We start from the raw sequence: 23,744 nt of genomic DNA, 5'->3' as shown, positions 1-23,744 counted from the left end.
GGATCGGGGAAAACTAATATAGCCACTAAAATAGCTTTGTCACCATTAGCCAACACACTGATTGGTATGTTTTTTAGTTAGAGTGATCCTTTATTTTTGGGATATATTTAAAGGTGATATAATACAGTATTATTTTTAAAATACTGGTGGCTTCACAAGAGGTATCAAATATATGAATAAAATATTTACAATACTGGCATCCATAGCTATTACGTCATGCGCAAACAACACTAATGTTACAAACTTTCAAAGTAATGGAAACCTAGAAGCATCCAAGCCAGCATCGTGTGTGGATATTAATGAGCTCCAGGCCAATCAAAATCCTGCTGATATATTTGCAGGCATGAAGACATGCCTAAACTCTGAAAATTATTCAGATGCAGCAAAAATGTATTACGCTGCTATGACTTATGGAATTTATGACACCAAAAGGGTTAGCGATAAAACATCACATCAAGGCGTCATAGTTCTTCGCATGAATACATTAAGCGGCCTTTCAGAGCAACAGTTTTCTCTTCTACAATCAGAGATCAATGCGATCTTGGAAAGTAATGAGCAGGTATGCAAGGCTTTAAGTGAACGAGGGCTACCGACCTATCATCCAAAATACATGATTCAGCATGGTATAGGTGCTTTCACCGACAACCAAGCTAACAATGGTCTAGTTGAGAACTTTGATAGTCAATCAGCCTGGTCTGAAGCTATTGATAAAACAGTTAAGTGCAAACAAAGCTAACATGCACTTGATGTCGATCTAATTTTCCGCTTTGCTCCAAATCTGCTAAAAGTACGAAGGTTAATAGTCTATGAACCAAGAATATGGTTTGATATTTTCTTTATTTTTGCTAGCAGCTTTTAATCTTTACGCTTCATACAGATGTATACGTTCTGATTACTCCCATAGGGCTCAAAAGATCATCCAATGCATCCTGGTTTGGCTATTTCCATTGGTTGGCGGTTTGGTGATTATTCATTTTTCGGAACCAATGGATACAAGTCCAAATTATAAATCGCCTGACGTGGCGCCAAGCCAAGATGCCTACCCTACCTCCAATGGAGGTATAGGAGGGGATTAAGTTCATACATCAATACTTAGCATGCGCCGGCGCGAAGACAAAACGTCACATAAATGAAATCGCTCTAAGCAGGTCGTTCAATGTGCGACAGCTATAACCAGGCCAGGTAAGATCGCCCAGCCGGTGGCTGGGCTGTACAGCCTACGCTCCACCTTGAGACATGTGACGCATGGGGAGCTTTCTGAATTGATAGAAACAGAGTTGTACACGCATTCCATGGAAATTCTGACCCGAGTATCATGAACCGGTGCAATACTCGTGCATTACTCACTTTCGACTTTCAGGGCAGCGGTTGTCTTTACTGCCAACCGGCTACCGAAGGTTTGGGCGGACCAACTTGCGCATAACTGAGCACTGGCCCGAAGCCGCTATAATCAAATTCGCGGGATAGGCTTCGCCTAGTTTGTTAAATTCTTGCGAGCTGCATGACGGCTCGGTCAACCTTAACGTTAGACAGTGGTAGATGTCTGTCCATGCGTTCGACCACAATCGGACGCGAACGGAGAAGAATCGAAAAATGAATAGTGAACAGGCCGAAGCGTTCCTGGATGAGATGGCCAAAGCGGTATGTGATCCGAACGCTGATTCTAAGGTCACCGACCGCTACTTTACCGAAGACTTCGTGCAGGAGATCGATGACACGACGATTGGGCGATCGCAACTCGATTCGCGTATCAATTTGTTCCGTATGGAGTACTCGGCCGTCAGGTTCGACTACCTTTCCGTAATTGGCGAGGGCGATCGGATAGCTGATGTGCATCTGGTGCGCGCGAAGGCGAAAGATGGCCAACAGCTCACAATCAAGGTAATCAGCCTGTACACGCTAAGAGACGGTCGGATCTCGCGCGCCGAATCCCTTAGCCGCCTTATCGAAGGGAATCCGGAGGACCTGCAATTACTCGTGCGTGGTGAATGAGGCGATAGGCCGGCGTGGACCTCGGTTTCACTGGAGATGATAACGCGAACTGCCTCCAGGCATCGGTTTTCGCGAAGTCCTCCAACTTCCTTTCGAATTGCTTAATCAGCTTACGAGTCGCCCAGAGCTTTATGATCATCTAAGGCAACACCCAAGTGCAGACCGAAACAAATCCTAGCCCGGTACTCGCGTGCCGACTGGTACGAGAACATATCACACAATAAGTTAATCCAGCCGAACGCTTCGCGACCGGCTGGTTGAGGCGTTATGCATCAAAAGAGATTACAGAGTAAATGCAAATGAAAGGGTATTTGGTTTTAGATTTCTCAATTAAAGTATTAGAGAGCTTCTTAGAATACGCTGAAAAAATACCGGTATTTATTGAAAAGCATGGCGGCAGATACATTGTAAAAGGAGTAGTTCCAGAAAAAATGGAAGGTAATTGGATTCCGGAGAGGTTGGTGATATTGGAGTTTCCATCAACTGAAAAAGCAAAAGAGTTTTTAGCTGATCCAGAAGCACAGGATCTATTTGAGATACGCCACAACACAACAAATAGTCAATTAATATTGGCGGAAGGTTGTGTTTAATCAATCATAACAAAGCTAGGCATAATCGCTCACTTTTTGGGGTGAACCTCCGCACTACGCGCTCCGGCCTGTGCTGGCGGCGTTAAGAATCATGGAAGAATTTATGCCTATAACGGGAGAATATTTCTGCGGAGACATTCAATATAGAGTAAATGGAAAACTTCGAGATTCAAAATCTTGCCATTGCTCTCGATGTCGCAAGGCATTTAGTTCATCTGCATCAGCCCTTGTAGATCCAGATGAATTTGAGTGGCTTTCTGGCGAGTCTCTCTTAACCTCGTTTGTCGGCAAACATGGATATGGCTTTCACTACAGAACTGCATCATTTACTCTACCCATTAAATCGCACGGTTTCGGCGTCCTTGGCCACCTCCCCTGTGGGCCAAGCATTAAATGATATTGCTGTTTGTCAATTCGTAGTTTTGCCAGCGGCCCCCTCCCCCTAAGATCTCACCGTGTTGCAGTTGCCATTCGCTGGTAGTTAGCATTTAATGGAATGCCATTAAATGGTGATCTTCCTACAGGGAAGTTTCACCCTATTAGTTCACGCCTATGCTGGGCGTACCAAATACCTGCAATCTGATCCCCGGTTGCTGTCACGTTTTTTTGCCACAATACCGGCAAGAAATGCGCCAGTAGCCTCCGGCAATTGAGGCAAGCGTATCTTTCATCGTAATTGGCACTAATTATTATGCTCTTTAAGGGATCGTGTAAATGTAACCGTTGGCGGGTTGAAGTTCAGTTAGCTGGACCGCTCGAAGGTTTGAATCCGCGCGTTTGCGATTGTAATTATTGCCAAGCCAACCCGTCACTTATTATAAGTGATCCGAATATGTCAGTGGCTTTCATTGGTGATGGGATTTCAACCAAACAAAATGGTGATCAGCTTGCTAATTTCTACCATTGCAAAGCTTGTAATGAACTACTAGCCGTAGGCTGCAATATACATGGTCAGCTTCGCGGGGCAGTAAATTCCAATTTATTGGAAGGCGTGAATCAACTTGGCAATCCTATTCAAATTCAGCCAAGACTCTTGAGTGCCGATGAAAAGCTTGAACGCTGGGATAAGTTGTGGGGTGTCCTTAATGGGTTTTAGAAATATAAAATATTAAGGCTTTCGGACGCTTCGGTCCGCAGCTTGAGGCTTTATGAATCAGGGAGTAAATAAACAGCGTCGATAACGCCTTGGCGTTTATATAGGAACTGATATGACTAGGTCTGATAAGTTCTGGGATAGAAAAGCAGAGGAGTATGCTAGGAGCCCTATTTCTGACGAGGCAAGTTATCAGAAGAAGCTCTCAGATACCCAAAAATTCTTTACGCCCGATATGAATATTTTGGAGTTTGGCTGCGGAACAGGGACTACGGCGATTTACCACGCTCCGTATGTGCAACATATTGAAGCGGTAGATATATCTGAAAACATGCTTGAGATTGGTCGAACTAAGGCCAGGGAAGCCTGCATCGATAATATTAGATTTACCAGAGGTACGTTAACCGAATTCAATGCTGAGTCTGAGAGTTTTGATGCAGTATTGGGTTTAAATGTTATTCACTTACTACCAGATAGAAAAGATGTTTTGGCAGAAGCTGCTAGAATCCTCAAGCCTGGTGGTGTTTTCGTGAGTAGTACCGTTTGTATGGGCAATTCCTATATACGGTTTATTAAGCTCTTAGCACCTCTGGGAAAATTCATGGGCATAATGCCCGATGTCTTCATCCTAACAAAAGTAAAATTAGCGAAAGAAATTCAAGACGCTGGTTTTACCATTGAAGTTCAATGGCAACATGGAATGCATAATATGGTAGTTTTCATTATTGCGCGTAAAATTGACTCATAATAGGGTGAGCTGAAGGCGGCGGGTATATTGGCCTTACTAGCCAAATAGAGACTAGCTCCGCGCCAACGTAAAATATGGATGATTTTTCTAAAACTTCGTTATGTCTCCAGAAATACAAACCATACCTAGATACTTAACAGTGAGGATACTCAAATGAATACAAATGCAGTTTGTTGGTTTGAAATTTATGTAAATGATATGGTACGCGCAAAGTCCTTTTATGAAGCTGTGCTCAAGCAGGAGTTAACTCGACTAGACAATCCCGACGAAGTAAAAGATTTTCCTCAGCCCGAGATGTGGGCATTTCCAATGAAACAAGAACCGGGTGCAAGCGGGGCAATTTGTAAAATGGATGGTGTTGAAGCTGGAGGTAATAGCACCCTAGTGTATTTTGATTGCGAAGATTGTTCTGTTGAACTGGCCAGAGTCGAGCCAGCAGGTGGGAAGCTAGTAGTGCCTAAAATGTCTATTGGGGAGCATGGTTTTATCGCAATAGCGCAAGATACCGAAGGAAATAATATCGGTTTTCATTCAATGAAATAGCTAGTTCTCACCAGCAAACATTAATTCACAACAAGCCAATCTCTTTCATTTTAAACACACATGCACATTCTGACCACACCGGTGGAAACGAGTACTTTGAAAAGCGAGGAGGAAAACTTAAAGAGAATACCTTTAACTTGGATAGCTTTACCCACATTAAAGTCAAGTCTCATTCAGCAATCGACAATATCTATTACCTTAAGGAAAGTAATTCAATATTTGTCGGTGATGTATTCGATACCAGCTGGCACCCAGTATTTTATTCTGGCGGAATTAAAGGCTTTAATGAAGCGATTGATGCTATTTTAAATCTAGGTGATGAACAAAGCTTGATAATACCGGGGCATGGTGTTCCATCAAGTAAACTCTCATTATTTGAATTTAGGAAAAATACTTTCGAATGAGTAAACAAAATTCGAGAGCTTCATCAAAAAGGGGGGAGTGTGGGAGGAATAATGATAGATACACAAGTTAAGGATATTTTGGAAAAATTCAATTTAAAGAACAAATCCCTATTCCTCCCCCAAAAAGCTTATAGAAGCCTTATAGAAAGAAATATTTCAGTGATTAATGATGAGAAAAGCCTATAAATAGGTATTAAGCCCATATAGGAGCCTAAAAATGAGGCTATATATTAATGTATTTCATGCGTTATTCTTTTCTTTAGTCTCTTTGGGAGCCCAGGCTGTGCAGAGTTGGACGGTCGAAAAAACCAGGGTAAATGCTCACCTTTATCCAGGTGAGGAGATGCTACTAACCAACGGCATAGAAACACTGAATTATTTCAAAGCCGGCGATACTCAAAAACCTCTGGTGATCTTCGTTCCGGGTGGGTTTCATCTAGCTCGTGTCGCCTATGGCTACCCTGGTGGCGACGAGAAGGATTTTCTCGCCTATTGGTTTGGGCAGAAAGGGTTTTCTTTTCTTGGCGCATCTTATCCGACTGGAAACAAGGTCTATTCCAAGGTCTACCCTGCATTCTCGATCCGTGATTGGGGCAACCAAGTAGCTGCGGTCGCCAAACACTACGTGGACAAGCATGGGCTTTCGGGTGAGATCATTGTTCTTGGTTGGAGCGCAGGCGGGCAGATTACTCAATCAGTTTACGAGGCTTCACAGGCGGCCGGGCTGGATATGAGCCTTTACGTTTCAATTGCATCAACCCCACCTATCCCGTTGCTACTGGCTGCACCAGGTGCAATCTCAAAGTCAAAGAATGGGCTTTCGAAAGCGCCGCAATTCTACGAGTTGTTTAAGAGGTACGTGACTGCTCAGAACAAGATGAACGGGCACGTTATTATTCCTTGGGAGACGTTCGAAAGTGATGTACTCGGAGAAATTCCGGTAGCCCTAAATGCGATTATGATTGCATCTCGCTATGATAACGGCAACTTTGTACAGGATCTGGATTGGGCAATTGCCGATACAGGAGCCCTTAAATTTACCGACTTTCCCATGGTCGTCACAATCTCTGGTAATAAAGTGCTAGACAATGACCACGCGCTAACTGATCGAGGCAATTGGGGGCTTTATCAGGTTCAGCATTTATATCGAAATATCGCGCTTCCTGCTTTGTCAAAATCTGAAGAGATTGACCCGGAGAATTGGCAGAATTTAATGGATCAGTTTAGTTATGCAACCTCTGGTGCACTAAACGCCCGTGTCCCTGGCAATCACTTTTTTTGGTACGGTGAAGTCGGAGCACGTGAAACAGTTACACAGGTCGAGATGTTGCGCTTACGTGTGAGAAATGTCCTCTCTTCTATTGAGGCGTCTGTGGCTAAACTCAATGCACCGTAGTATTGCTTGTTCTACCTGGCGATCTTGCCCACCCATAGATTGCTCGCTATTATTGTCGCCGTATTGCGACTGAGACCTCCGTTCCATCACTCCGCTTCTAGACTCCGGCCCCAAAAATTCGGCATTAAAAGCCTATGAAAATAGGACCCGCCCAAGCTACAAGGGTATTGCTGTAACAAAAGCTGAGAAGTTGACAGTCACTTTTTTAGTCGAGCTGCAAGATATAAGTTGTGCAGGAAATAAATAGAGCCTGGTTGAAGCTTTCTTGCAACTTTTGTCGGTGCTAGTGCCATGGTAATTCAAACTTATTGAGTTTTAACGATTTGACCCTGTGATCTAAAGGAATAGAATAACAAGATATAATATAATTTATTTTTAATACGCTATTAAATGGTACCAGAGTAATACATGGAAAAAGTGTCACTAAGAATTTGGGGGCTTCTAGGGGTGCTTTTATTTGTTCCTCTATTTCTATTTACATTCGCCGCTCCTCATATCATAGAAAAATCAGGCAGTTCCTTTATCGAATGGAAGCTTAAATCTGAAGCCGATAAAAGGATTGATGCCTTACGACTTCCTGCGCCAACGAAGCTAGAAGGTCTGCTAGGTGCCAAAGCGCGAGAGTTTCGAGCTAAAACTGAGCGGGATCTTGAAAAGGTAAAGCAACAGCTCAAAGAAGATGCACCAGCCATTCTTGCAAATCAAATTGCAAAACTTCGAAATCTGGATTGCGAATGTCGAAGAAAATGGGAACGATCAATCAGGGTATCTATGCAGTCAAAGCTTGCCTCGCTTGAGACTGCCAAGACCAAACTAATTGATCTCAGCCATATCAAGTACATGGAAATTGTCCATAAATTAACTTTGGACGTACGTATTTTTTTGGCCACTAATTCAATTGTTTTTATCCTCTTATTAATTGCTTCATTTATGCAGCCTAGGGCTATCAAACAATTATTCTTGCCTGCTGGGTTAATGCTGGCATCAACAGGTATATGCTCATATTTTTATCTCTTTGAGCAGAATTGGTTCTACACCATAATTTACAATGACTATACCGGTTTCGCATATGTTAGTTACTTGAGCTTTGTCTTTGCTATCTTATGTGACATCGTTTTTAATGGAGCCAGGATAACAACAGAAGCACTCAATGCCTGCCTTAAAGCTATTGGCCAGGCGGGGAGTCTAGTTCCGTGCTAAGGAATTGGATAATATTTATCATACAAGCCAACCAATTTCATGCACGGAAAACGTGCATCCGGCAACCCTAGCTTCTACGGCTACCCGCTTTTAGAGCATTAGCTTTTTATGATTGAGCGTTTCATACATTGGACTGAGTTCACTGTGGTGGTACTACCATCTACAGCCATTATTTTGTTTGCCACTTTACTTTTTCCATTTGGAATATTACTCCGTCCTGAATTCATTATTCCAGCTTACATTGGTGGTATTCTTGGAGTATATTCATTATGGAGAATGTTTCTGTTTCTTGAGTTTAGGGTGAGCTTAATATTAACAAAATGTACTTATTATTATTTGTCTGGAGTACTAAGTATCGCTTGCTTATTTTTAGTTGGTGAAGTTAGTGTCAGTCAATTGTTTAAGCCGGTAACCACGCCATGGATTTTACCAATTTTAGTTGGTGCTCATTGGATTTTTAAAATTTCCAAGGGTACTCTTGAAGATAAACAATTAGCATCAGCTGAATAGTTTTCCTTCAGCTCATTTATGTTTGCTATGACATTAGCATGCAAACCATTTTGCTACAAAACTTCCGCTATGCCGGGCATTATGCAAATCAATCAACTATGTCATCAATACCCAATAATAAAGAAGAGTTGCATCAAGCCATTCGAACCACTTTTGATAAACTTCTTGCGGATTATTCAGAAATCCCGGAAGAATACTCACGACAAATTGGTGTTGAAGGTAATATAAAGAATACTGAGATAAGTGTTTGCGATACACTGTCATATTTGATTGGATGGGGAAAACTGGTCCTGAAATGGTATGACCTCACATCAAGAGGACTTAAGGTAGACTTTCCTGAAACAGGTTATCAATGGAATGAACTTGGTCGGTTAGCTCATCATTTTCACAGGCAATATCGAGATTGGTCTTATAAAAATCTGCTATCAGAGTTTCAATTAACTACCGAGCAAATATTGCAGCTAATCGAGTCACTGAGCAACGATGAACTCTATGCTAGAAGTTGGTATAAAAATTACACACTGGGACGAATGATTCAATTTAACACTTCATCCCCAATGAAAAATATTCGTACAAAAGTGCGAAAGTTCAAGAAATTAAAATGTAAGGAGTGAAGCTCATATACTAAGGTATATGCTTTTTATTTCGGCCTTACAGGCCCTACTGGAAATGCTACGCTTCACACGGCATGCCGATTCTCACGGTATTACATATCTATCAGAATAATATATGAAAGTAGAGACAACAGGTAAAAGCGATTATTCAACGCTGATCGAAATATGGGAGGATTCTGTTCGAGCTACTCACGATTTTTTGCAAGAAGAGGGTATTGTCATTCTTAAACCGCTCATATTAGAACAATACTTCGACTCAGTAGACCTGATGTGTGCAAAAAATGAGGATGGAAAGATTCTTGGATTCTGTGGAGTTCTTAACGGGAATATTGAAATGCTGTTCATTGCGCCTGAATCAAGAGGCTCAGGCGTTGGAACTTTTTTAACTAAGTATGCCATTGAAAATCTAGGTGTGACAAAAGTTGACGTCAACGAACAGAATCTTCAAGCCCTAGGGTTCTATAAGCATTTAGGTTTTGCTGTAGTAGGTAGATCTCCGCTAGATGGTCAAGGAAAACCGTATCCTCTGCTACATATGGAGCTGGACAAAATTAATAAACTTAGGTGAGCGGAAAAATCACTTCGGCCCCTTAATTCACAATTGCTAATGATGTTTTATTTTATGAAATTTCTTATAGCTCTTTTTTTTATACTGATTAGCCTGAATACATCAGCCTGTATAATTACCCCTGGAACGATTGCTCTTCAAAACCCTCAGAAAGTTATTAAACGTTCAAAATCTGTATTTAAAGGCAAACTTTTATCTTTAATGTATGTCCCAGCATATCTGCAGGTCGCTAAGTTTGAAGTGATAAAAATATATAAAGGGGAAAAGAAGAATTTTATTTCAGCAGTACATGATTATAATACCAGTTGTACCTTAAGAATACCGGATGACCAAGTTGGGAAAAATTATTTTGTCTTTGTTACAGAGGGTTCTGGTGAAAAAGACGATTTATATACGCTTATTTCTACAAAAAACTTTGACTTTATTGATGGTAAGTTCATTGTAAAGTCTAACAGGCTGCGCGAAGAGCATGCCAAACAGAAGCAGCAAGAAATTCTGGCCGAGAAACAAATACAAGCTGATGAGCAGTAGTTAATTTCTGTAAATTGTAACTGAGATGATTATGGCTGAAGACCAATGCTTGAGCTTTATATTGATTTGCATCATATTGCACCTGAGGTGCAGATCAGAAGCGAGCTAGCCACATAACACTCACAGGCTCGGTATCGGCTTTTCCATTTCGACTTTACCTTCATTTCAAAGCCGTGTATACAACGGGTGTTATACTGCGCCCAATTATTAGAAGCTTGAGCAGAAAATAACTTAGGGACTTTCTGATTAAGATACGCAGTAAAGCCTCACCCCTCCTCCGACACCCCACCATAAACATGATAAATCTCCGGCACCTGGCCGCGATCGTCCATCCGCATACCCAGGTCTCGAATCAGGCCATCGCGAATATCGTAGATCCAGCCGTGCAGGCTGAGGCGTTGGCCTCGGTCCCAGGCGTGCTGCACTATCTTGGTCATGGCCAGGTTTTGTACCTGTGCCATCACATTTAATTCGCACAATCGTGCCGAACGCGATTCTTTATCGAGGGATTCCAGTTCCTGCTGGTGGCGGGCGTAGACATCCTTGATATGGCGCAGCCAGTTATCCACCAGGCCACATTCGCTGTGGCCCATGGCGGCCTGTACGCCGCCACAACCGTAATGGCCACACACCACCACGTGTTCCACCTTGAGTACTTCCACGGCGTATTGCAGCACCGAGAGGCAATTAAAGTCTGTATGTACCACCACGTTGGCGATATTGCGGTGTACGAATAGCTCCCCCGGTGCCATACCCACAATCTCGTTGGCGGGCACGCGGGAGTCGGAGCAGCCGATCCATAAATACTTGGGAACCTGCAGACGGCTCAGACGTTGGAAAAATTCCGGGTCCTTTGCCGTCCTCTCCTCTGCCCAGGCGCGATTGCGCGCGAACAGTTGGCGAATCTCTGCCACCTCAGTGGGCCTCCCCCGATAAGTCCAGGCCGGATATTTGCGCGGCCTGCACCATTTTTTGCAGGTAGTCGCTGGTCATTTGGCGGCGGCGTTTTTCGGTCAGGTATTCCTCGATTCGCTCCGCAACATATTCATATTCCAGCGGGCGGCCCGGCTCACATTGCTCTACATAAATCAGGTGTACACCGTAAGGTGTTTCCACGGGTTCCGCTACCAAACCGGTGCCCTGCTCGAACACTGCGCGCTCGAAGGAGGCGACGGTATCACCGCGCCCCACTTGGCCGAGGCTGCCGCCGGCTTCCGAAGAGGAACAGGCGGAGTGGGATTGGGCCAACTGGGCGAGGGCCTGTAGCGGATTGGCATCGGCGCGGATCTGCTTAAGCATGTCCTCGGCGGCGGCGCGCGCTTTGGCGCAAGCTTCGGAATCATCCGGTGCGGCCGGGATCAGGATATGGCGCACTTCGGCGAGGGGATCGGAGCGGAATTTATGTGGATGGGCTGCGAAATAGGCGCGGCACTCGGCTTCACTGGCCGGGCTCACTTGTAGCTCGCCTTTTAAAAGGTCTGAAACTGCGTGATCGAAAGCTTCGCTATGCAGGTCTTCATCGGCGGCGCAAAGCCCCTGCCCCGCGGCCTTTTCCCGTAAAAGCCAACCGATAACCAGGGCCCGCGCTGCGCGGTAAATCGCTTGGCGCGGGGAGTTGGCGGTCTGGTATTGCATCTCCTGGTAAATCAGGTCTGCGGGGATTTCATTGCCGTTAACGGCCACGGCTTCAGCCAGTTCGAATTCGCGCCCGGCGGCGTCGGAGGCCAGTAATGCACTCATGACTCTACTCCACACAAGGCCCGCTCATAGCGGGCCGGGTTAACAATTGCTGGGATTAGCGCGCGGCTTTGGCGCGGACTATTTGGTAATTGCGGCGGAAGTACTGCACCGGAACACTCCATACGTGTACCAGGCGGCTGAAGGGGAACAGCAGGAACAGGGTCATGCCGAGGAAAATATGCAGCTTGTAGATGATATTCACATCGGCGATAGCCGCTGCGGCTGCGGAGCCATCGAGGGTGACAATGGACTGGGCCCAGGCCATCAGTTTGAGCATCTCGGCACCGTCCATATGGCCGGCGGAAACCAGGATGCTGATCAGGCCGAGGATTAACTGGGCGTAGAGCATCAACAGTATGGTCAGGTCCATTTTGGAAGTGGTGGCGCGCACACGCGGATTGGTGAGGCGGCGCTTGATCAAAATGGTAAGGCCAATAAAGCAGATCACCCCGAAGAAACCACCGATCCCCATTGCCATCATCTGCTTGGTGGAGGCTTCAATGCCGAGGAAGTGCCACACCGCTTTGGGCGTGAGCAGGCCGACAAAATGGCCCGCGAGAATGGCGATCACCCCGATATGGAACAGGTAACTGCCGATGCGCAATTGTTTGCGCTCCAATAACTGACTGGAGCCGGTGCGCCAGGTGTATTGGTCGCGGTCGTAGCGGATCAGGCTCCCCACCAGGAAGACCGTGAGGGCGACGAAAGGGTAAATGGCGAAGAGCAGCGTATTCAGATAGTTCATCTTGTTACTCCTGTGGTGCGGGCTGGGCAGAATTCTGCGCTGCATCTTTGGCACTGGGGGCCCAGGTTAGGGGCTGGCCGTCGCGCAGCTGCGCTGCGCTGGGCCGCGTTATGGACTGGTCGCAATTGTTGGCACCGGTAAAACTGACCACCTCTTCCTCCCAGATTTTGTCCAGGGCTTCCGGGGTGTCGTCGCGTTCCTCGTTGGCCACCTCTTCCTTAAGTGCAGTCAGATCGACAAAAACGCCTGCCATCAGCAGCAGTGAGTCCATCAACAAGTGATAGGGGCTTTCGCGCTTGGACAGGCGCGCGCTCAACAAGGCGATGACATGAGTGATGTCATGCACCCAGCCGTAGGCCTCTTCACCCTGGGTTGCGCAGAACTCCAGATAGGTGGGCAGATAGTCCGGTAACTCGCGTTCATTCAGTTCAAGACCGGCACTGCGATAGCGCGCGGTCAGGTCCACCATGGCCTGGCCGCGATCGCGGGATTCGCCGTGAATATGCTCGAACAAGTGCAGGGACACGGCGCGGCCGCGCTCAAACAGGCCGTCGTATTCACTCTGCCAGTCGAGCGCATCCATACACTCGTAGTGGGAAATAAATGCCAGCAACATATCCCGCAGGGGTGCATCCAGCTCATCGGACTCCGCCACCCAGTTGGTCAGCTCATCCAGGTGTGCCACCAGCTCTTCGGATGGATAATCCAGTAGGCGGGCAATCAGGTTTAACACTTTCATCGGTATTCTCCCCTCGGCCTCAGTCGACCACTTTGGCTGGTATTACTTCGCGCACTGCGTGCTGCTTGCCGCCGAAGATATTGGTGCTGTCGTTGCCGGTGCTACAGCCGTTGCCGAAGCTGAAACCACAGGAGGACTTCATGTCGTAGGCGTTTTCCGCGTAGGCCTTATGACTTGAGGGCACTACGAAGCGGTCTTCGTAGTTGGCCAGGGCCATATAGCGATACATTTCTTCTACCTGCTGTACGGTCAGGCCCGCCTCTTCCAGTAGTTCGCGTTCCTGCACGCCGTCCACATGGATGCCGCGCATATAGGCGCGCATCACAATCATGCGCTCCAGGGCGCGGGCCACTGGCTTCTCGTCGCCGGCGGTGAGCAGGTTGGCGAGGTATTGCAGCGGGATGCGCAGGGTGGAGAGATCCGGGATCTCGGCGCTACGGCCCACGGTGACGGTTTCCACTTGGCCGGCCTGCACTGCGTTCTGGATCGGAGACAGCGGCGGCACGTACCAAACCATGGGCAGGGTGCGGTACTCCGGGTGTAGCGGCAGGGCGATCTGCCAGTCGATGGCCATCTTGTACACCGGGGATTGTTGCGCAGCTTCGAGCCAGGCTTCGGGGATACCCTCGGCGCGGGCAGCTTCCTGGACCTTGGGATCGCTGGGGTCGAGGAAGATATCGCACTGGGCCTGGTAGAGGGCTTTTTCGTCTTCTACCGCAGCAGCTTCCTCGATGCGGTCGGCGTCATAGAGCAGCACCCCCAGGTAACGGATACGGCCCACGCAGGTCTCGGAACAGATAGTTGGCTGGCCCGCCTCAATACGCGGGTAGCAGAAGATACACTTCTCGGATTTACCGGTTTTCCAGTTGTAATAGATCTTCTTGTAGGGGCAGGCGGATACGCACATGCGCCAGCCGCGACATTTGTCCTGATCGATCAGGACGATGCCGTCCTCTTCGCGCTTGTAGATGGCACCACTTGGGCAGGAGGCCACACAGGCGGGATTGAGGCAGTGCTCACACAGGCGCGGCAGGTACATCATAAAGGTGTTTTCGAACTCACCGTAGATATCTGCCTGGACCTGCTCGAAGTTCTTGTCCTTCTTGCGCTTGTCGAATTCGGTACCGAGAATTTCTTCCCAGTTGGGACCCCACTCGATCTTCTCCATACGCTCGCCACTGATCAGCGAGCGCGGGCGGGCCACCGGCTGGTGCTTCTGCTCCGGCGCCTTGTGCAGGGTCTGGTAGTCGAAGTCGAACGGCTCGTAGTAGTCGTCGATTTCCGGCATATCCGGGTTGCCGAAAATATTCGCCAGCACCCGGTGCTTGCTGCCGATCTTCGGCTGCAACTTGCCGTTTTTCTTGCGGGTCCAGCCGCCATTCCACTTGTCCTGGTTCTCCCACTCTTTGGGGTAGCCGACGCCGGGTTTGGTCTCGACGTTGTTGAACCAGGCGTACTCGACCCCCTCGCGGGAGGTCCAGACATTTTTACAGGTCACCGAGCAGGTGTGGCAGCCGATACACTTATCGAGGTTCAGCACCATGCCGATCTGGGCTCTAACTTTCATTGCTACACCTCCTCTCGCGCCGGCTCTTTGACGTCTTCGCCATCCAGCCAGTCGACCTTGTTCATTTTTCTCACCACCACAAACTCATCCCGGTTACAGCCCACAGTGCCGTAGTAGTTGAAGCCGTAGGACTGCTGGGCGTAGCCGCCGATCATATGGGTGGGTTTCATTACCGCGCGGGTTACGGAGTTGTGGATACCGCCCCGGGTGCCGGTGGTTTCCGCTCCCGGTGTATTCACGATGCGCTCCTGGGCGTGGTACATCATGGCCATGCCGTCGGGCACCCGCTGGGACACCACCGCGCGGGCGGCAATGGCGCCGTTGACGTTGAAGATTTCGATCCAGTCGTTGTCTTCAATACCCGCCAGCTTGGCATCGTTCTCACTCATCCACACGATGGGTCCACCGCGAGACAGGGTGAGCATCAGCAGGTTGTCGGAGTAGGTACTGTGGATGCCCCACTTCTGGTGCGGGGTGATCCAGTTCAGCAGGATCTCCTTGTTGCCGTTGGGCTTCTGGTTCAGCACCGGCTGTACGGTTTTCAGGTTGATGGGCGGCTTGTACACACACATGGTCTCGCCGAAGTCGCGCATCCACTCGTGATCCTGGTAGAACTGCTGGCGGCCGGTGATGGTGCGCCAGGGAATCAGCTCGTGCACGTTGGTGTAGCCGGCGTTGTAGCTCACATGCTCATCTTCCAGGCCGGACCAAGTGGGCGAGGAGATAATCTTGCGCGGCTGCGCCACGATATCGGCGAAGCGGATCTTCTCGTCTTCCTTGGGTTTGGCCAGATGGGTGTGATCGCGACCGGTGATCTTGCCCAGGGCTTCCCAGGCCTTCACCGCTACCTGGCCGTTTGTTTCCGGGGCCAGTGAGAGAATCATCTCGGCAGCATCTACCGCGCTGTCGATACGCGCGCGGCCATCGCGGGCGCTTTCATCTTTCCAGGTGCGGTTGAGCTTCTTGAGGAAGTCCACCTCGTCATCGGTATTCCAGCTGATGCCCTTACCGCCGTTGCCGAGTTTTTCCAGCAGTGGGCCGATAGAGGTAAAGCGGTTGTAGGTGTTGGGATAGTCGCGCTCCACCTCGATCATGCTTGGCGCGGTAACGCCGGGGATCAGGTCGCACTCGCCCTTCCACCAGGCCTTCACCCCAAAGGGCTGGGCGATTTCGGTGGGGGTATCGTGGTGGATTGGCAGGGTTACCAGATCCTTTTCCACCCCCAGGTGGCCATCGGTGAGTTCGGAGAATTTCTTCGCCACACCTTTGAAGATGTCCCAGTCGCTGCGCGCTTCCCAGGCCGGGTCCACCGCTTTGGTGAGCGGGTGGATAAAGGGGTGCATGTCGGAGGTATTGAGGTCGTCCTTCTCATACCAGGTGGCCGTCGGCAGCACGATGTCGGAGTAGAGACAGGTGGTGGACATACGGAAGTCCAGTGTCACCAGCAGATCGACTTTGCCCTCACTGGGGGTATCGTGCCAGGCCACATCTTCCGGCTTCTTGCCGCCGGCTTCGCCCAGGTCCTTACCCATCAGACCGTGCTTGGTGCCGAGCAAGTGGCGCAGCATGTACTCGTGGCCTTTACCGGAGGAACCCAGCAGGTTGGAGCGCCAGATAAATAGATTGCGCGGGTGGTTCTGCGGATTATCCGGGTCCTGGTTGGCGAACTTGAGCGCGCCACGCTTGAGCTGCTGCACGGTGTAATCCTTGGCGGACATACCCGCAGCGGCGGCGTCTTTGGTCAGTTGCAGCGGGTTCATACCCAGCTGCGGTGCGGAGGGCAGCCAGCCCATACGCTCGGCGCGGCTGTTGTAATCGATAATGGAGGCCTGCCACTTGCTCTTGTCGGCCAATGGCGAAACCACTTCGTCCATCTCCAACTTCTCGTAGCGCCATTGGCTGGCGTGGTTGTAGAAGAAGGAGGTGCCGTTCATATGGCGCGGCGGACGCTGCCAGTCGAGGCCGAAAGCGAGGGGGGTCCAGCCGGTTTGCGGGCGCAGTTTTTCCTGCCCCACATAGTGGGCCCAGCCACCGCCACTCTGGCCGATACAACCGCACATCATCAACATATTGATGAGGCCACGGTAGTTCATATCCATGTGGTACCAGTGGTTGAGGGCGGCACCCACAATCACCATGGAGCGTCCACGGGTCTTGTCAGCGGTATTGGCGAACTCGCGCGCTACCTGGATAACGTTCTCACGGCGACAGCCAGTGATTTTCTCCTGCCAGGCGGGTGTGTAGGGCTTGTCTTCGTCGTAACTGTGGGCACAGTTGGGGTCATCGAGGCCGTGCTCCACGCCGTAGTTGGCCAGGGTCAGGTCGTAGACGCTGGCAACTTTGAGCACCTCGCCGTCTTTGTTCCGCACGTACTTCACCGGCACCTTGTAGTCGATCACATCGCTGTGGTCGGTGTGCTGGAAGTAGTCGTGCTCGTGGGTCTGGCCACCGAAGTAAGGGAAGGCCACCTGGGCAATTTCATCGGCGCAGTCTTTCAGGCTGAGTTTCAACTCTACCTCTTCGCCACTAAGGCCGTTGCGCTGTTCGATATTCCATTTTCCCTGCTCGCCCCAGCGGTAACCTACAGAACCCTGGGGGGACACCAGCTGGCCATCATGGTTGACGGCGATGGTCTTCCACTCGGGGTTGTTGTCCTGGCCGAGGTCATCCGCCAGGTCGGAGGCACGCAGGAAGCGGCCCTGTACCAGCTTGCCGTCGCGCTTTTCCAGGGTCACCAGCATCGGCATATCGGTGGTGGTGCGCACATATTCGGTGAAGTAGGCGCTGGGCTTGTCGACGTGGAATTCTTTCAAAATCACGTGGCCGAAGGCCATCGCCAGGGCCGCATCGGTACCCTGGCGCGGTGCCAGCCAGGTATCGCCAAACTTGGAGCACTCGGAGTAGTCGGAAGTGATTACGCAGGTCTTGGCACCCTTGTAACGCACCTCGCTGAGGAAGTGCGCATCCGGGGTACGGGTCTGCGGCACATTGGAACCCCAAACGATCAGGTAATTGGAGTTGTACCAGTCGGCGGACTCGGGCACGTCGGTCTGCTCACCCCAAATCTGCGGAGAGGCGGGCGGCAGGTCGCAGTACCAGTCGTAGAAACTCAGGCAGTTGCCGCCGATCAATGACAAATAGCGGGCACCGGCGGCGTAGGAGACCATGGACATGGCGGGAATTGGCGAGAAGCCGGTTACCCGGTCGGGTCCGTATTTCTTGGTGGTGTATACGTTGGCAGCGGCGATCAGCTCATTGGCTTCATCCCATTTGATCCGCACAAATCCGCCCATACCGCGGCGCTCTTTGTAGGACCTGGCCTTGGCCGGGTCCTCAACAATGCTGGCCCAGGCCTCTACCGGATCGCTGTGTCTCAACTTGGCTTCGCGCCAGAGTTTTACCAGACGCTTGCGGATCTTCGGGTACTTGAGGCGGTTGGCCGAGTACATATACCAGGAGTAGCTGGCACCACGGGGGCAGCCTCGGGGCTCGTGGTTGGGTAGGTCCGGGCGGGTGCGCGGGTAGTCGGTCTGCTGGGTCTCCCAGGTGACCAGACCGTCTTTGACGTAGATCTTCCAGCTGCAGGAGCCGGTGCAGTTCACCCCGTGGGTGGAGCGCACAATCTTGTCGAACTGCCAGCGGCGACGATAGCCGTCTTCCCAGCTGCGGTCGTCATCGGTCTTTTCCCCGTGTCCTCCGGAAAAAGGCTCTTTTTGTTTCTTCAGGTATTTCAGTCGGTCCAGGAAATGGCTCATGCGGTACTCCCAGGGCATCGAAATGCGGTTAAAGCATCGGTTTAGCGGGGAATATAAAAGCGCTGTGCGGAAGGATCACCTGACCAAAAAGGGGTAGAAAAGCGACGAACTACCCCAGAGTGGGTAGGGAAATGGCGCCAACTCATGGCTAAGGTATTGCGCGAACCGCAGAGTGGCTGGGCCTCCGCTTAAAAAGCAGGCATCAGGTTAAATTTTGTGCAAAACTGGCGTTCTTTGGTGGTACTCACAAATTTGAGCACCCGTGGGCGGCACAATAGGGAGGAGTTCCCACAACCGCCCAGGGGCGAAGTGAATCAGATATGCTGAACCGAATCCGACAATCCATCGTCTACCGCATCGGTACCCTGATGCTGCTCACCGTGCTGGTGGCCCTGAGCTCCATGGTGGCGTCCTATATCATCTCCGATGCCGCCGAAAACGATGCCGCCGCGGTAAACCTGGCTGGCTCCCTGCGCGCCATGAGCTACCGGCTGGCCGCTACCGCCCCCTCCGGCGATATTGATGCCACTACCGAACTCGCCGATGAGGTTGCATCGCGCCTGGCTCGGGTACTGAGCATCTCCGACTTCAACGCCAGCGACAACCTGCGCGCAGCACACAACTACCGCAAGGTGATCGATAGTTGGGAAGGGGAGATACGCCCCCTGTTGGAATCCATTGCCGCCGGCCGCTTGCCCATGGACTCTCTGCAGCTGGCTAACCGCCTGGAACCGTTTATTGGCGATGTAGATACCCTGGTATCCGACTACCAAACTATCGCTGAAGAGAAGATCAGCTTGCTGCGCTTAGTACAGGTGGGCTCCCTGTTCGCCATAGTGGCGCTAGTGTACCTGTCTCTTTACATACTCCACCGCTCCGTGGAACAACCACTCAAGCAACTCACCAACCGCTCCCTGAGCATTGCACAGGGAGACTTCAACGGGCACCGCCTGGAAATCGACAGTGAGGATGAGCTGGGGGTGTTGGCGCGCACCATCAATTACATGAGCGATGAGATCCACGCAACCCACCGTGACCTTGCCCATCGTGTAGAACTCAAAACAGCACAATTACAAAAGAGTCACGAGGCACTGGACTTCCAATACCGCCTGGCGCGACGTATCAGCGAGGGCCCCCTGGCAAGTGCTGAGCTGGGACAATGGCTGGGAGAGTTCGCTAATGTGGCCGATCTGAGCAACCTGGACCTTTGCCTGATGACTCCCGAGGGCGAAGCTCCTTACGAGCACCTGGTGCAGGGCCTCGGCAACAGCCAGTGTGACGGTAATGAGTGCCGTATGTGCGTAAGCACCTGTGGTCCCTCCGACGAGGGCGACTACCGCGTGTACCGCTTCCCGCTGGAAGTGGACAAGCGCAATTACGGCGTACTGATGTGCACCCTACCCCGCGGTGAAAGCCTCGATGAGGAGCAGCAACAACGCTTGGCTACCTTTGCCGACAGCGTTACCGCTGCCATCGCCATCAACGAGCGTGAAGCCCAGGAACGCCGCGTCGCCTTGCTGGATGAACGCGCAATAATCGCGCGGGAACTGCACGACTCATTGGCACAATCCCTCTCCTACCTGAAAATCCAGGTTACCAGGCTCAATCGCGCCAACCGCAATGAGCAGATGGACAAAGCCAAGGTGGAGGAAATTATTACCGAATTGAAGGAGGGGCTGGACTCCTCCTATCGCCAGTTGCGCGAACTGCTCACCACCTTCCGCCTGCAAATAGGCCCCGGTGGCCTGCGTAATATCCTCGAGCAATCCATCCTCGCTTACCGTGAGCAACACCCGCAAATCACCATCCTGCTCGACTATCACCTCAACGAGGTACCTCTCACTCCCCATGAGGAAATTCACCTTTTGCAGTTGGTGCGCGAGGCCTCGCAAAATGCCGTCTACCACTCCCAAGGGGATATGGTACAGATCAGCCTTACCCAGGCCGAGAATCACTCTCTCAACGTGCGTATCCGTGACAATGGCGTCGGTATCAGCAATTCTCCGGAAAAGCGCAATCACTTTGGCATGTCGATCATGCAGGAGCGCGCCAGCAACCTGAACGGCAAATTAAATATTCGCCGGCGCGATGAGGGGGGCACAGAAGTACGGTTTAACTTTATTCCCCTGTATGCCCGGGAGCGGGAATTGGTTTGGAAGGATGTGGGGTGATAGCACCCCACTCTAGATAGAAGAATCATTGGGCACGGATAAATAAGCTCCGTAACCAGTTTTTTAAATTTGGCAAATACCTCTGTTAATAAAATTCAGCGAAATATCCCAATATTTTCCGATTGATTCCCCACTCCGTGAGCCAGTAGGTCGCTGTGAACCAGGCTCTCACCGCGGGGTTCGCCCAACCTTAAACATGTCTAGGATAAAAAATAGGGTAAAAAATACTGTCTTTTAAATTGGCCCCGTAAGGCCAATACCTACCACATATGCTACAAGTACTTATCGCCAATACACCCCATGATTTGTCCCCATTCATCATGGTGAATAAGTCTTGTTTAGGGGCTGGCATCCCATTTTCCACCGTGCAATGACAATATTGATTTAATAAAGAGGAGAGGTTAATGAAACTGAATTCATTGCCCATCGCCGTTTTTTCAATAATGGCGATGCTTGTACTGGCCTATTCCACTTTCACAACTGCCGATAGCCACAATAAAAAAGAAAAAGATACACCAACCGCTAAACATGGTGCTGGCGAGAAAGCCTGGTCTGATGCGGGAGATGACAAGCGGTTTACCATCTTTAAAGCTGACCTAACCACTGCTAATGAAAATATGCTCGGTAAAAAAGTCAATCCGCAAACCCCCAAAGATGCTAATGGTTTCTTAATCGGCGCCTATAACAACCAGACGCATATGCTGAGCTTTATGGTTGGGTACAGTGGTCTATCACAGGGTGGGGTCGCCATGTCGCATTTCCACCTCCAGTGTTCGGGCGACAGCAAGGAACCACCTATTTGCAAGCCTGGCAAGGCGAGCGGCCCGATTATTCAAACTATCTGTGGTATGCCAACCCAACCGGGGATGGTCCCAGACTGGCCCGCTACCAAAACAGACAAGGATAAACACGGACTTAAAAAGAAATGCTCTGAGGGCAACAGTGGTTTTATTATGGGGAAATGGCTTGTCGAGGAACCTTATCGGAAAGGATTAATGGATAATAAAGTGTTCATTAACTTGCATACAAAACTGGACCCCAAAGGCGAAGTCTCTGGATTATTGGTAAAAGATAAATAGTATTTAATGAATGCCCTGCTGGGCCAATTACAACAACCTTATGGAGAGCGGTAATGTCCAACTACACCACCTCATTTTTTAGCCCAAGCTCCCAGGGAGATGCTTATAAAGCGGTAGCCGAAAAAATTTCCCAGTGGTGGACACCGGTAAGCGCACCCTTTCTAAAGGTGGGCGACACTGCCAAAACCGGTTTTAAGGGAGAGTCTTACTGGGTTTTCCGCGCCAAAACATTGAAGCCAGAAAAACTGATTGAGCTCGAATGCATCGAGTCGAATATGGTGTCCGATAACGTGGATGACCCCGAGGAGTGGAAGGGCAGTACCCTGCGCTTCGAGTTTTCTGAGGAAAATAAGGGAACTCTGGTTACTTTTACCCACATTGGCCTTTCCCCTGAGATGAAATGTTGGGATATGTGCAAAAGTGGCTGGGACCATTATCTACCTGGTAGCCTTAAGAACTTCTTGAGCGGCACTGGAGGCCGCCCAAATACTTACTAACAATAGACAACTAGCAAACGATGATACTTTGAGCTAATCGCAGCAGCCACAACACTTTCTATCACCGGCACTGCTCCCAGAACTTGTATTGGGCTTTGCAAAAACCTCTTTTAAACGCAGGAAGGCCTTTTTTATATCGGCCCTGGGTACAGCAAAGTTCATCCGTACAAACTGTGTTGCTGTGTCGTCGAACCAGGTTCCTGGCGATGCGCCAAAGCCGGCTTCAGCCAATTTTGTAGTAAGCTCGCTACCCGCAAAGCCAGTTTCTGAAAAGTCCAGCCAGACCTGATAGGTACCTTCTACGGACGTCATTTTTACAACCGATAATTCCTCCAGCAAAAACTCCTTTATCCAACCCAAGTTATCCTGAAGATAAGCCAGTAACTGATCCAGCCAGGCATCCCCCTTTTCAAAAGCAGCAATAGTTGCAAAAGTGGTGAAGGCATTGCCGTGATTCAGATACATGGATTCACTTTTATCACTAACTGCCTGTAGCAACCTGCTGTTTTGGGTATAGATGTATCCATTGGAAATACTCTGCATACCAAAAGTCTTGGCTGGCGAGCCAATCAAGGCTACATGTTTCTCTGAATCCAGAGCCATCAAGCTGGTAAATTGATGACCCGAATAAATAATATCACCATGGATTTCATCGCTGATAATGGTCACATTATATTTATTGGCTAATTGCAGGAGCTTTTCCAGCTCTTCCTTTTGCCAGACCCTCCCAACCGGGTTGTGCGGATTGCAAAGGATCATTGCTTTTACTTCCGGATCTGCGAACTGCTTATCCAGATCCGTAAAGTTCATCCGGTACCTTCCATCACTCATTCGCAACGGACTTTTAACAATTTTACGGCCTGCACTTTGGATCACTTTACTAAATTGGTGATAGACCGGGGGCTGAACCAGAACGGAATTACCCTTTTCAGTAAGCTCACGGATCAATAGCGCAATACCAGTCAAAACGCCTGTAACCTGAACAAATTTATCCGTTTCTAACCGCAAATTGTGACGCCGCTGATACCAACTACTAATTGCACTAAAGATCCCCTCGGGGTAGAACTCGTAGGCGAACTGCCCTCTATCCACCAACCTTTGCAATTCTGCTCTAATAGGGTCGGCTACATTGAAATCCATATCCGCTACCCAAAAGGGAGTTACTTTCTCTGTGCCAAAAATATTTTTAAGTGCCGATGGGCTGTTACGCACAAAGTGATTTTCAGCACCGGAATTATTTTTATCAAAGTCCATCATTGCTC

The 23,744-nt window shown here is 49.6% G+C and carries 24 protein-coding genes and 1 pseudogene; 18 read left to right on the top strand and 7 right to left on the bottom strand.

Annotated elements, in window-relative coordinates; translation table 11 throughout:
- The first annotated feature begins 172 nt into the window (after positions 1–172).
- From ACJJJB_RS19900 to ACJJJB_RS19830, 15 genes and pseudogenes are all read left to right on the top strand, one after another.
- Positions 173–736: a hypothetical protein gene (locus ACJJJB_RS19900; RefSeq protein ID WP_020413739.1), complete on the top strand. Its 564-nt coding sequence runs from the start codon at positions 173–175 to the stop codon at positions 734–736.
- A gap of 857 nt (positions 737–1,593) precedes the next feature.
- The gene (locus ACJJJB_RS19895; protein ID WP_020413740.1) at positions 1,594–1,992 is read left to right on the top strand and encodes a nuclear transport factor 2 family protein; all 399 of its coding nucleotides are present in this window, start codon (positions 1,594–1,596) and stop codon (positions 1,990–1,992) included.
- Between the two features lie 299 nt (positions 1,993–2,291).
- Complete coding sequence (locus ACJJJB_RS19890; protein WP_444945858.1) at positions 2,292–2,582, top strand: DUF1330 domain-containing protein; 291 nt, start codon at positions 2,292–2,294, stop codon at positions 2,580–2,582.
- Positions 2,583–2,673: 91 nt separating this feature from the next.
- Complete coding sequence (locus ACJJJB_RS19885) at positions 2,674–2,979, top strand: GFA family protein (RefSeq protein ID WP_445365369.1); 306 nt, start codon at positions 2,674–2,676, stop codon at positions 2,977–2,979.
- Between the two features lie 435 nt (positions 2,980–3,414).
- Positions 3,415–3,678, top strand: coding sequence for a hypothetical protein (locus ACJJJB_RS19880; protein WP_444945859.1), 264 nt, complete (start codon positions 3,415–3,417; stop codon positions 3,676–3,678).
- A gap of 112 nt (positions 3,679–3,790) precedes the next feature.
- Positions 3,791–4,423 (top strand): class I SAM-dependent methyltransferase, encoded by a 633-nt coding sequence (locus ACJJJB_RS19875; RefSeq protein WP_020413744.1) that lies wholly within the window; start codon positions 3,791–3,793, stop codon positions 4,421–4,423.
- Between the two features lie 153 nt (positions 4,424–4,576).
- A complete protein-coding gene (locus ACJJJB_RS19870) occupies positions 4,577–4,966 on the top strand; it encodes a VOC family protein (RefSeq protein ID WP_282951951.1) in 390 nt (129 codons plus the stop codon).
- Positions 4,963–5,067: pseudogene (locus ACJJJB_RS19865) on the top strand (MBL fold metallo-hydrolase); the annotation flags it as partial. The gene ACJJJB_RS19870 and the pseudogene ACJJJB_RS19865, both read left to right, overlap by 4 nt.
- A 36-nt stretch (positions 5,068–5,103) precedes the next feature.
- A complete protein-coding gene (locus tag ACJJJB_RS19860) occupies positions 5,104–5,370 on the top strand; it encodes an MBL fold metallo-hydrolase (protein ID WP_444945860.1) in 267 nt (88 codons plus the stop codon).
- A gap of 217 nt (positions 5,371–5,587) precedes the next feature.
- Positions 5,588–6,766 (top strand): alpha/beta hydrolase, encoded by a 1,179-nt coding sequence (locus ACJJJB_RS19855; RefSeq protein WP_444945861.1) that lies wholly within the window; start codon positions 5,588–5,590, stop codon positions 6,764–6,766.
- A 408-nt stretch (positions 6,767–7,174) separates the two neighbouring features.
- A complete protein-coding gene (locus ACJJJB_RS19850) occupies positions 7,175–7,966 on the top strand; it encodes a hypothetical protein (protein ID WP_444945862.1) in 792 nt (263 codons plus the stop codon).
- Between the two features lie 108 nt (positions 7,967–8,074).
- Positions 8,075–8,476 carry a hypothetical protein gene (locus ACJJJB_RS19845; protein ID WP_444945863.1) on the top strand — a complete coding sequence of 134 codons (402 nt, stop codon included), beginning with the start codon at positions 8,075–8,077 and terminating at the stop codon, positions 8,474–8,476.
- 38 nt (positions 8,477–8,514) lie between these two features.
- Positions 8,515–9,090 carry a ClbS/DfsB family four-helix bundle protein gene (locus tag ACJJJB_RS19840; protein WP_444945864.1) on the top strand — a complete coding sequence of 192 codons (576 nt, stop codon included), beginning with the start codon at positions 8,515–8,517 and terminating at the stop codon, positions 9,088–9,090.
- Between the two features lie 115 nt (positions 9,091–9,205).
- Complete coding sequence (locus ACJJJB_RS19835; RefSeq protein WP_445365368.1) at positions 9,206–9,658, top strand: GNAT family N-acetyltransferase; 453 nt, start codon at positions 9,206–9,208, stop codon at positions 9,656–9,658.
- Between the two features lie 54 nt (positions 9,659–9,712).
- The gene (locus ACJJJB_RS19830; RefSeq protein ID WP_444945866.1) at positions 9,713–10,189 is read left to right on the top strand and encodes a hypothetical protein; all 477 of its coding nucleotides are present in this window, start codon (positions 9,713–9,715) and stop codon (positions 10,187–10,189) included.
- Between the two features lie 266 nt (positions 10,190–10,455).
- Here the strand turns inward: ACJJJB_RS19830 and can are convergent, their stop codons facing one another.
- From can to ACJJJB_RS19800, 6 genes are read right to left on the bottom strand one after another with little or no spacing between them, the layout of a single operon-like run.
- The gene (gene can / locus ACJJJB_RS19825; RefSeq protein WP_353375799.1) at positions 10,456–11,103 is read right to left on the bottom strand and encodes a carbonate dehydratase; all 648 of its coding nucleotides are present in this window, start codon (positions 11,101–11,103) and stop codon (positions 10,456–10,458) included.
- Position 11,104: 1 nt separating this feature from the next.
- Positions 11,105–11,929 (bottom strand): peptidylprolyl isomerase, encoded by an 825-nt coding sequence (locus ACJJJB_RS19820; RefSeq protein ID WP_445365367.1) that lies wholly within the window; start codon positions 11,927–11,929, stop codon positions 11,105–11,107.
- A 55-nt stretch (positions 11,930–11,984) separates the two neighbouring features.
- On the bottom strand, positions 11,985–12,674 hold the full coding sequence (narI, locus tag ACJJJB_RS19815; RefSeq protein ID WP_020413756.1) for a respiratory nitrate reductase subunit gamma: 690 nt from the start codon (positions 12,672–12,674) through the stop codon (positions 11,985–11,987).
- A gap of 4 nt (positions 12,675–12,678) precedes the next feature.
- Positions 12,679–13,413, bottom strand: a complete 735-nt coding sequence (gene narJ, locus ACJJJB_RS19810) for a nitrate reductase molybdenum cofactor assembly chaperone (protein WP_444902392.1) — start codon at positions 13,411–13,413, stop codon at positions 12,679–12,681.
- A 19-nt stretch (positions 13,414–13,432) separates the two neighbouring features.
- The gene (narH, locus tag ACJJJB_RS19805) at positions 13,433–14,980 is read right to left on the bottom strand and encodes a nitrate reductase subunit beta (RefSeq protein ID WP_020413758.1); all 1,548 of its coding nucleotides are present in this window, start codon (positions 14,978–14,980) and stop codon (positions 13,433–13,435) included.
- Between the two features lie 2 nt (positions 14,981–14,982).
- Positions 14,983–18,735 (bottom strand): nitrate reductase subunit alpha, encoded by a 3,753-nt coding sequence (locus ACJJJB_RS19800; RefSeq protein WP_445365366.1) that lies wholly within the window; start codon positions 18,733–18,735, stop codon positions 14,983–14,985.
- A gap of 320 nt (positions 18,736–19,055) precedes the next feature.
- Between ACJJJB_RS19800 and ACJJJB_RS19795 the strand changes: the two genes are divergently transcribed.
- From ACJJJB_RS19795 to ACJJJB_RS19785, 3 genes are all read left to right on the top strand, one after another.
- Complete coding sequence (locus ACJJJB_RS19795) at positions 19,056–20,906, top strand: histidine kinase (protein ID WP_020413761.1); 1,851 nt, start codon at positions 19,056–19,058, stop codon at positions 20,904–20,906.
- A gap of 404 nt (positions 20,907–21,310) precedes the next feature.
- On the top strand, positions 21,311–21,985 hold the full coding sequence (locus ACJJJB_RS19790; protein WP_445365365.1) for a CHRD domain-containing protein: 675 nt from the start codon (positions 21,311–21,313) through the stop codon (positions 21,983–21,985).
- A gap of 53 nt (positions 21,986–22,038) precedes the next feature.
- Entirely contained in the window at positions 22,039–22,482 is a 444-nt protein-coding gene (locus tag ACJJJB_RS19785; RefSeq protein ID WP_445365364.1) for an SRPBCC family protein, read from the top strand.
- A gap of 33 nt (positions 22,483–22,515) precedes the next feature.
- Here the strand turns inward: ACJJJB_RS19785 and ACJJJB_RS19780 are convergent, their stop codons facing one another.
- Positions 22,516–23,739: a MalY/PatB family protein gene (locus ACJJJB_RS19780; RefSeq protein WP_445365363.1), complete on the bottom strand. Its 1,224-nt coding sequence runs from the start codon at positions 23,737–23,739 to the stop codon at positions 22,516–22,518.
- Between the last annotated feature and the right edge of the window lie 5 nt (positions 23,740–23,744).

The sequence above is a fragment of the Microbulbifer variabilis genome (assembly GCF_052468405.1).
The sequence above is the reverse complement of the archived record's forward strand: the minus strand, read 5'-3'. Positions and strand labels throughout refer to the sequence as shown.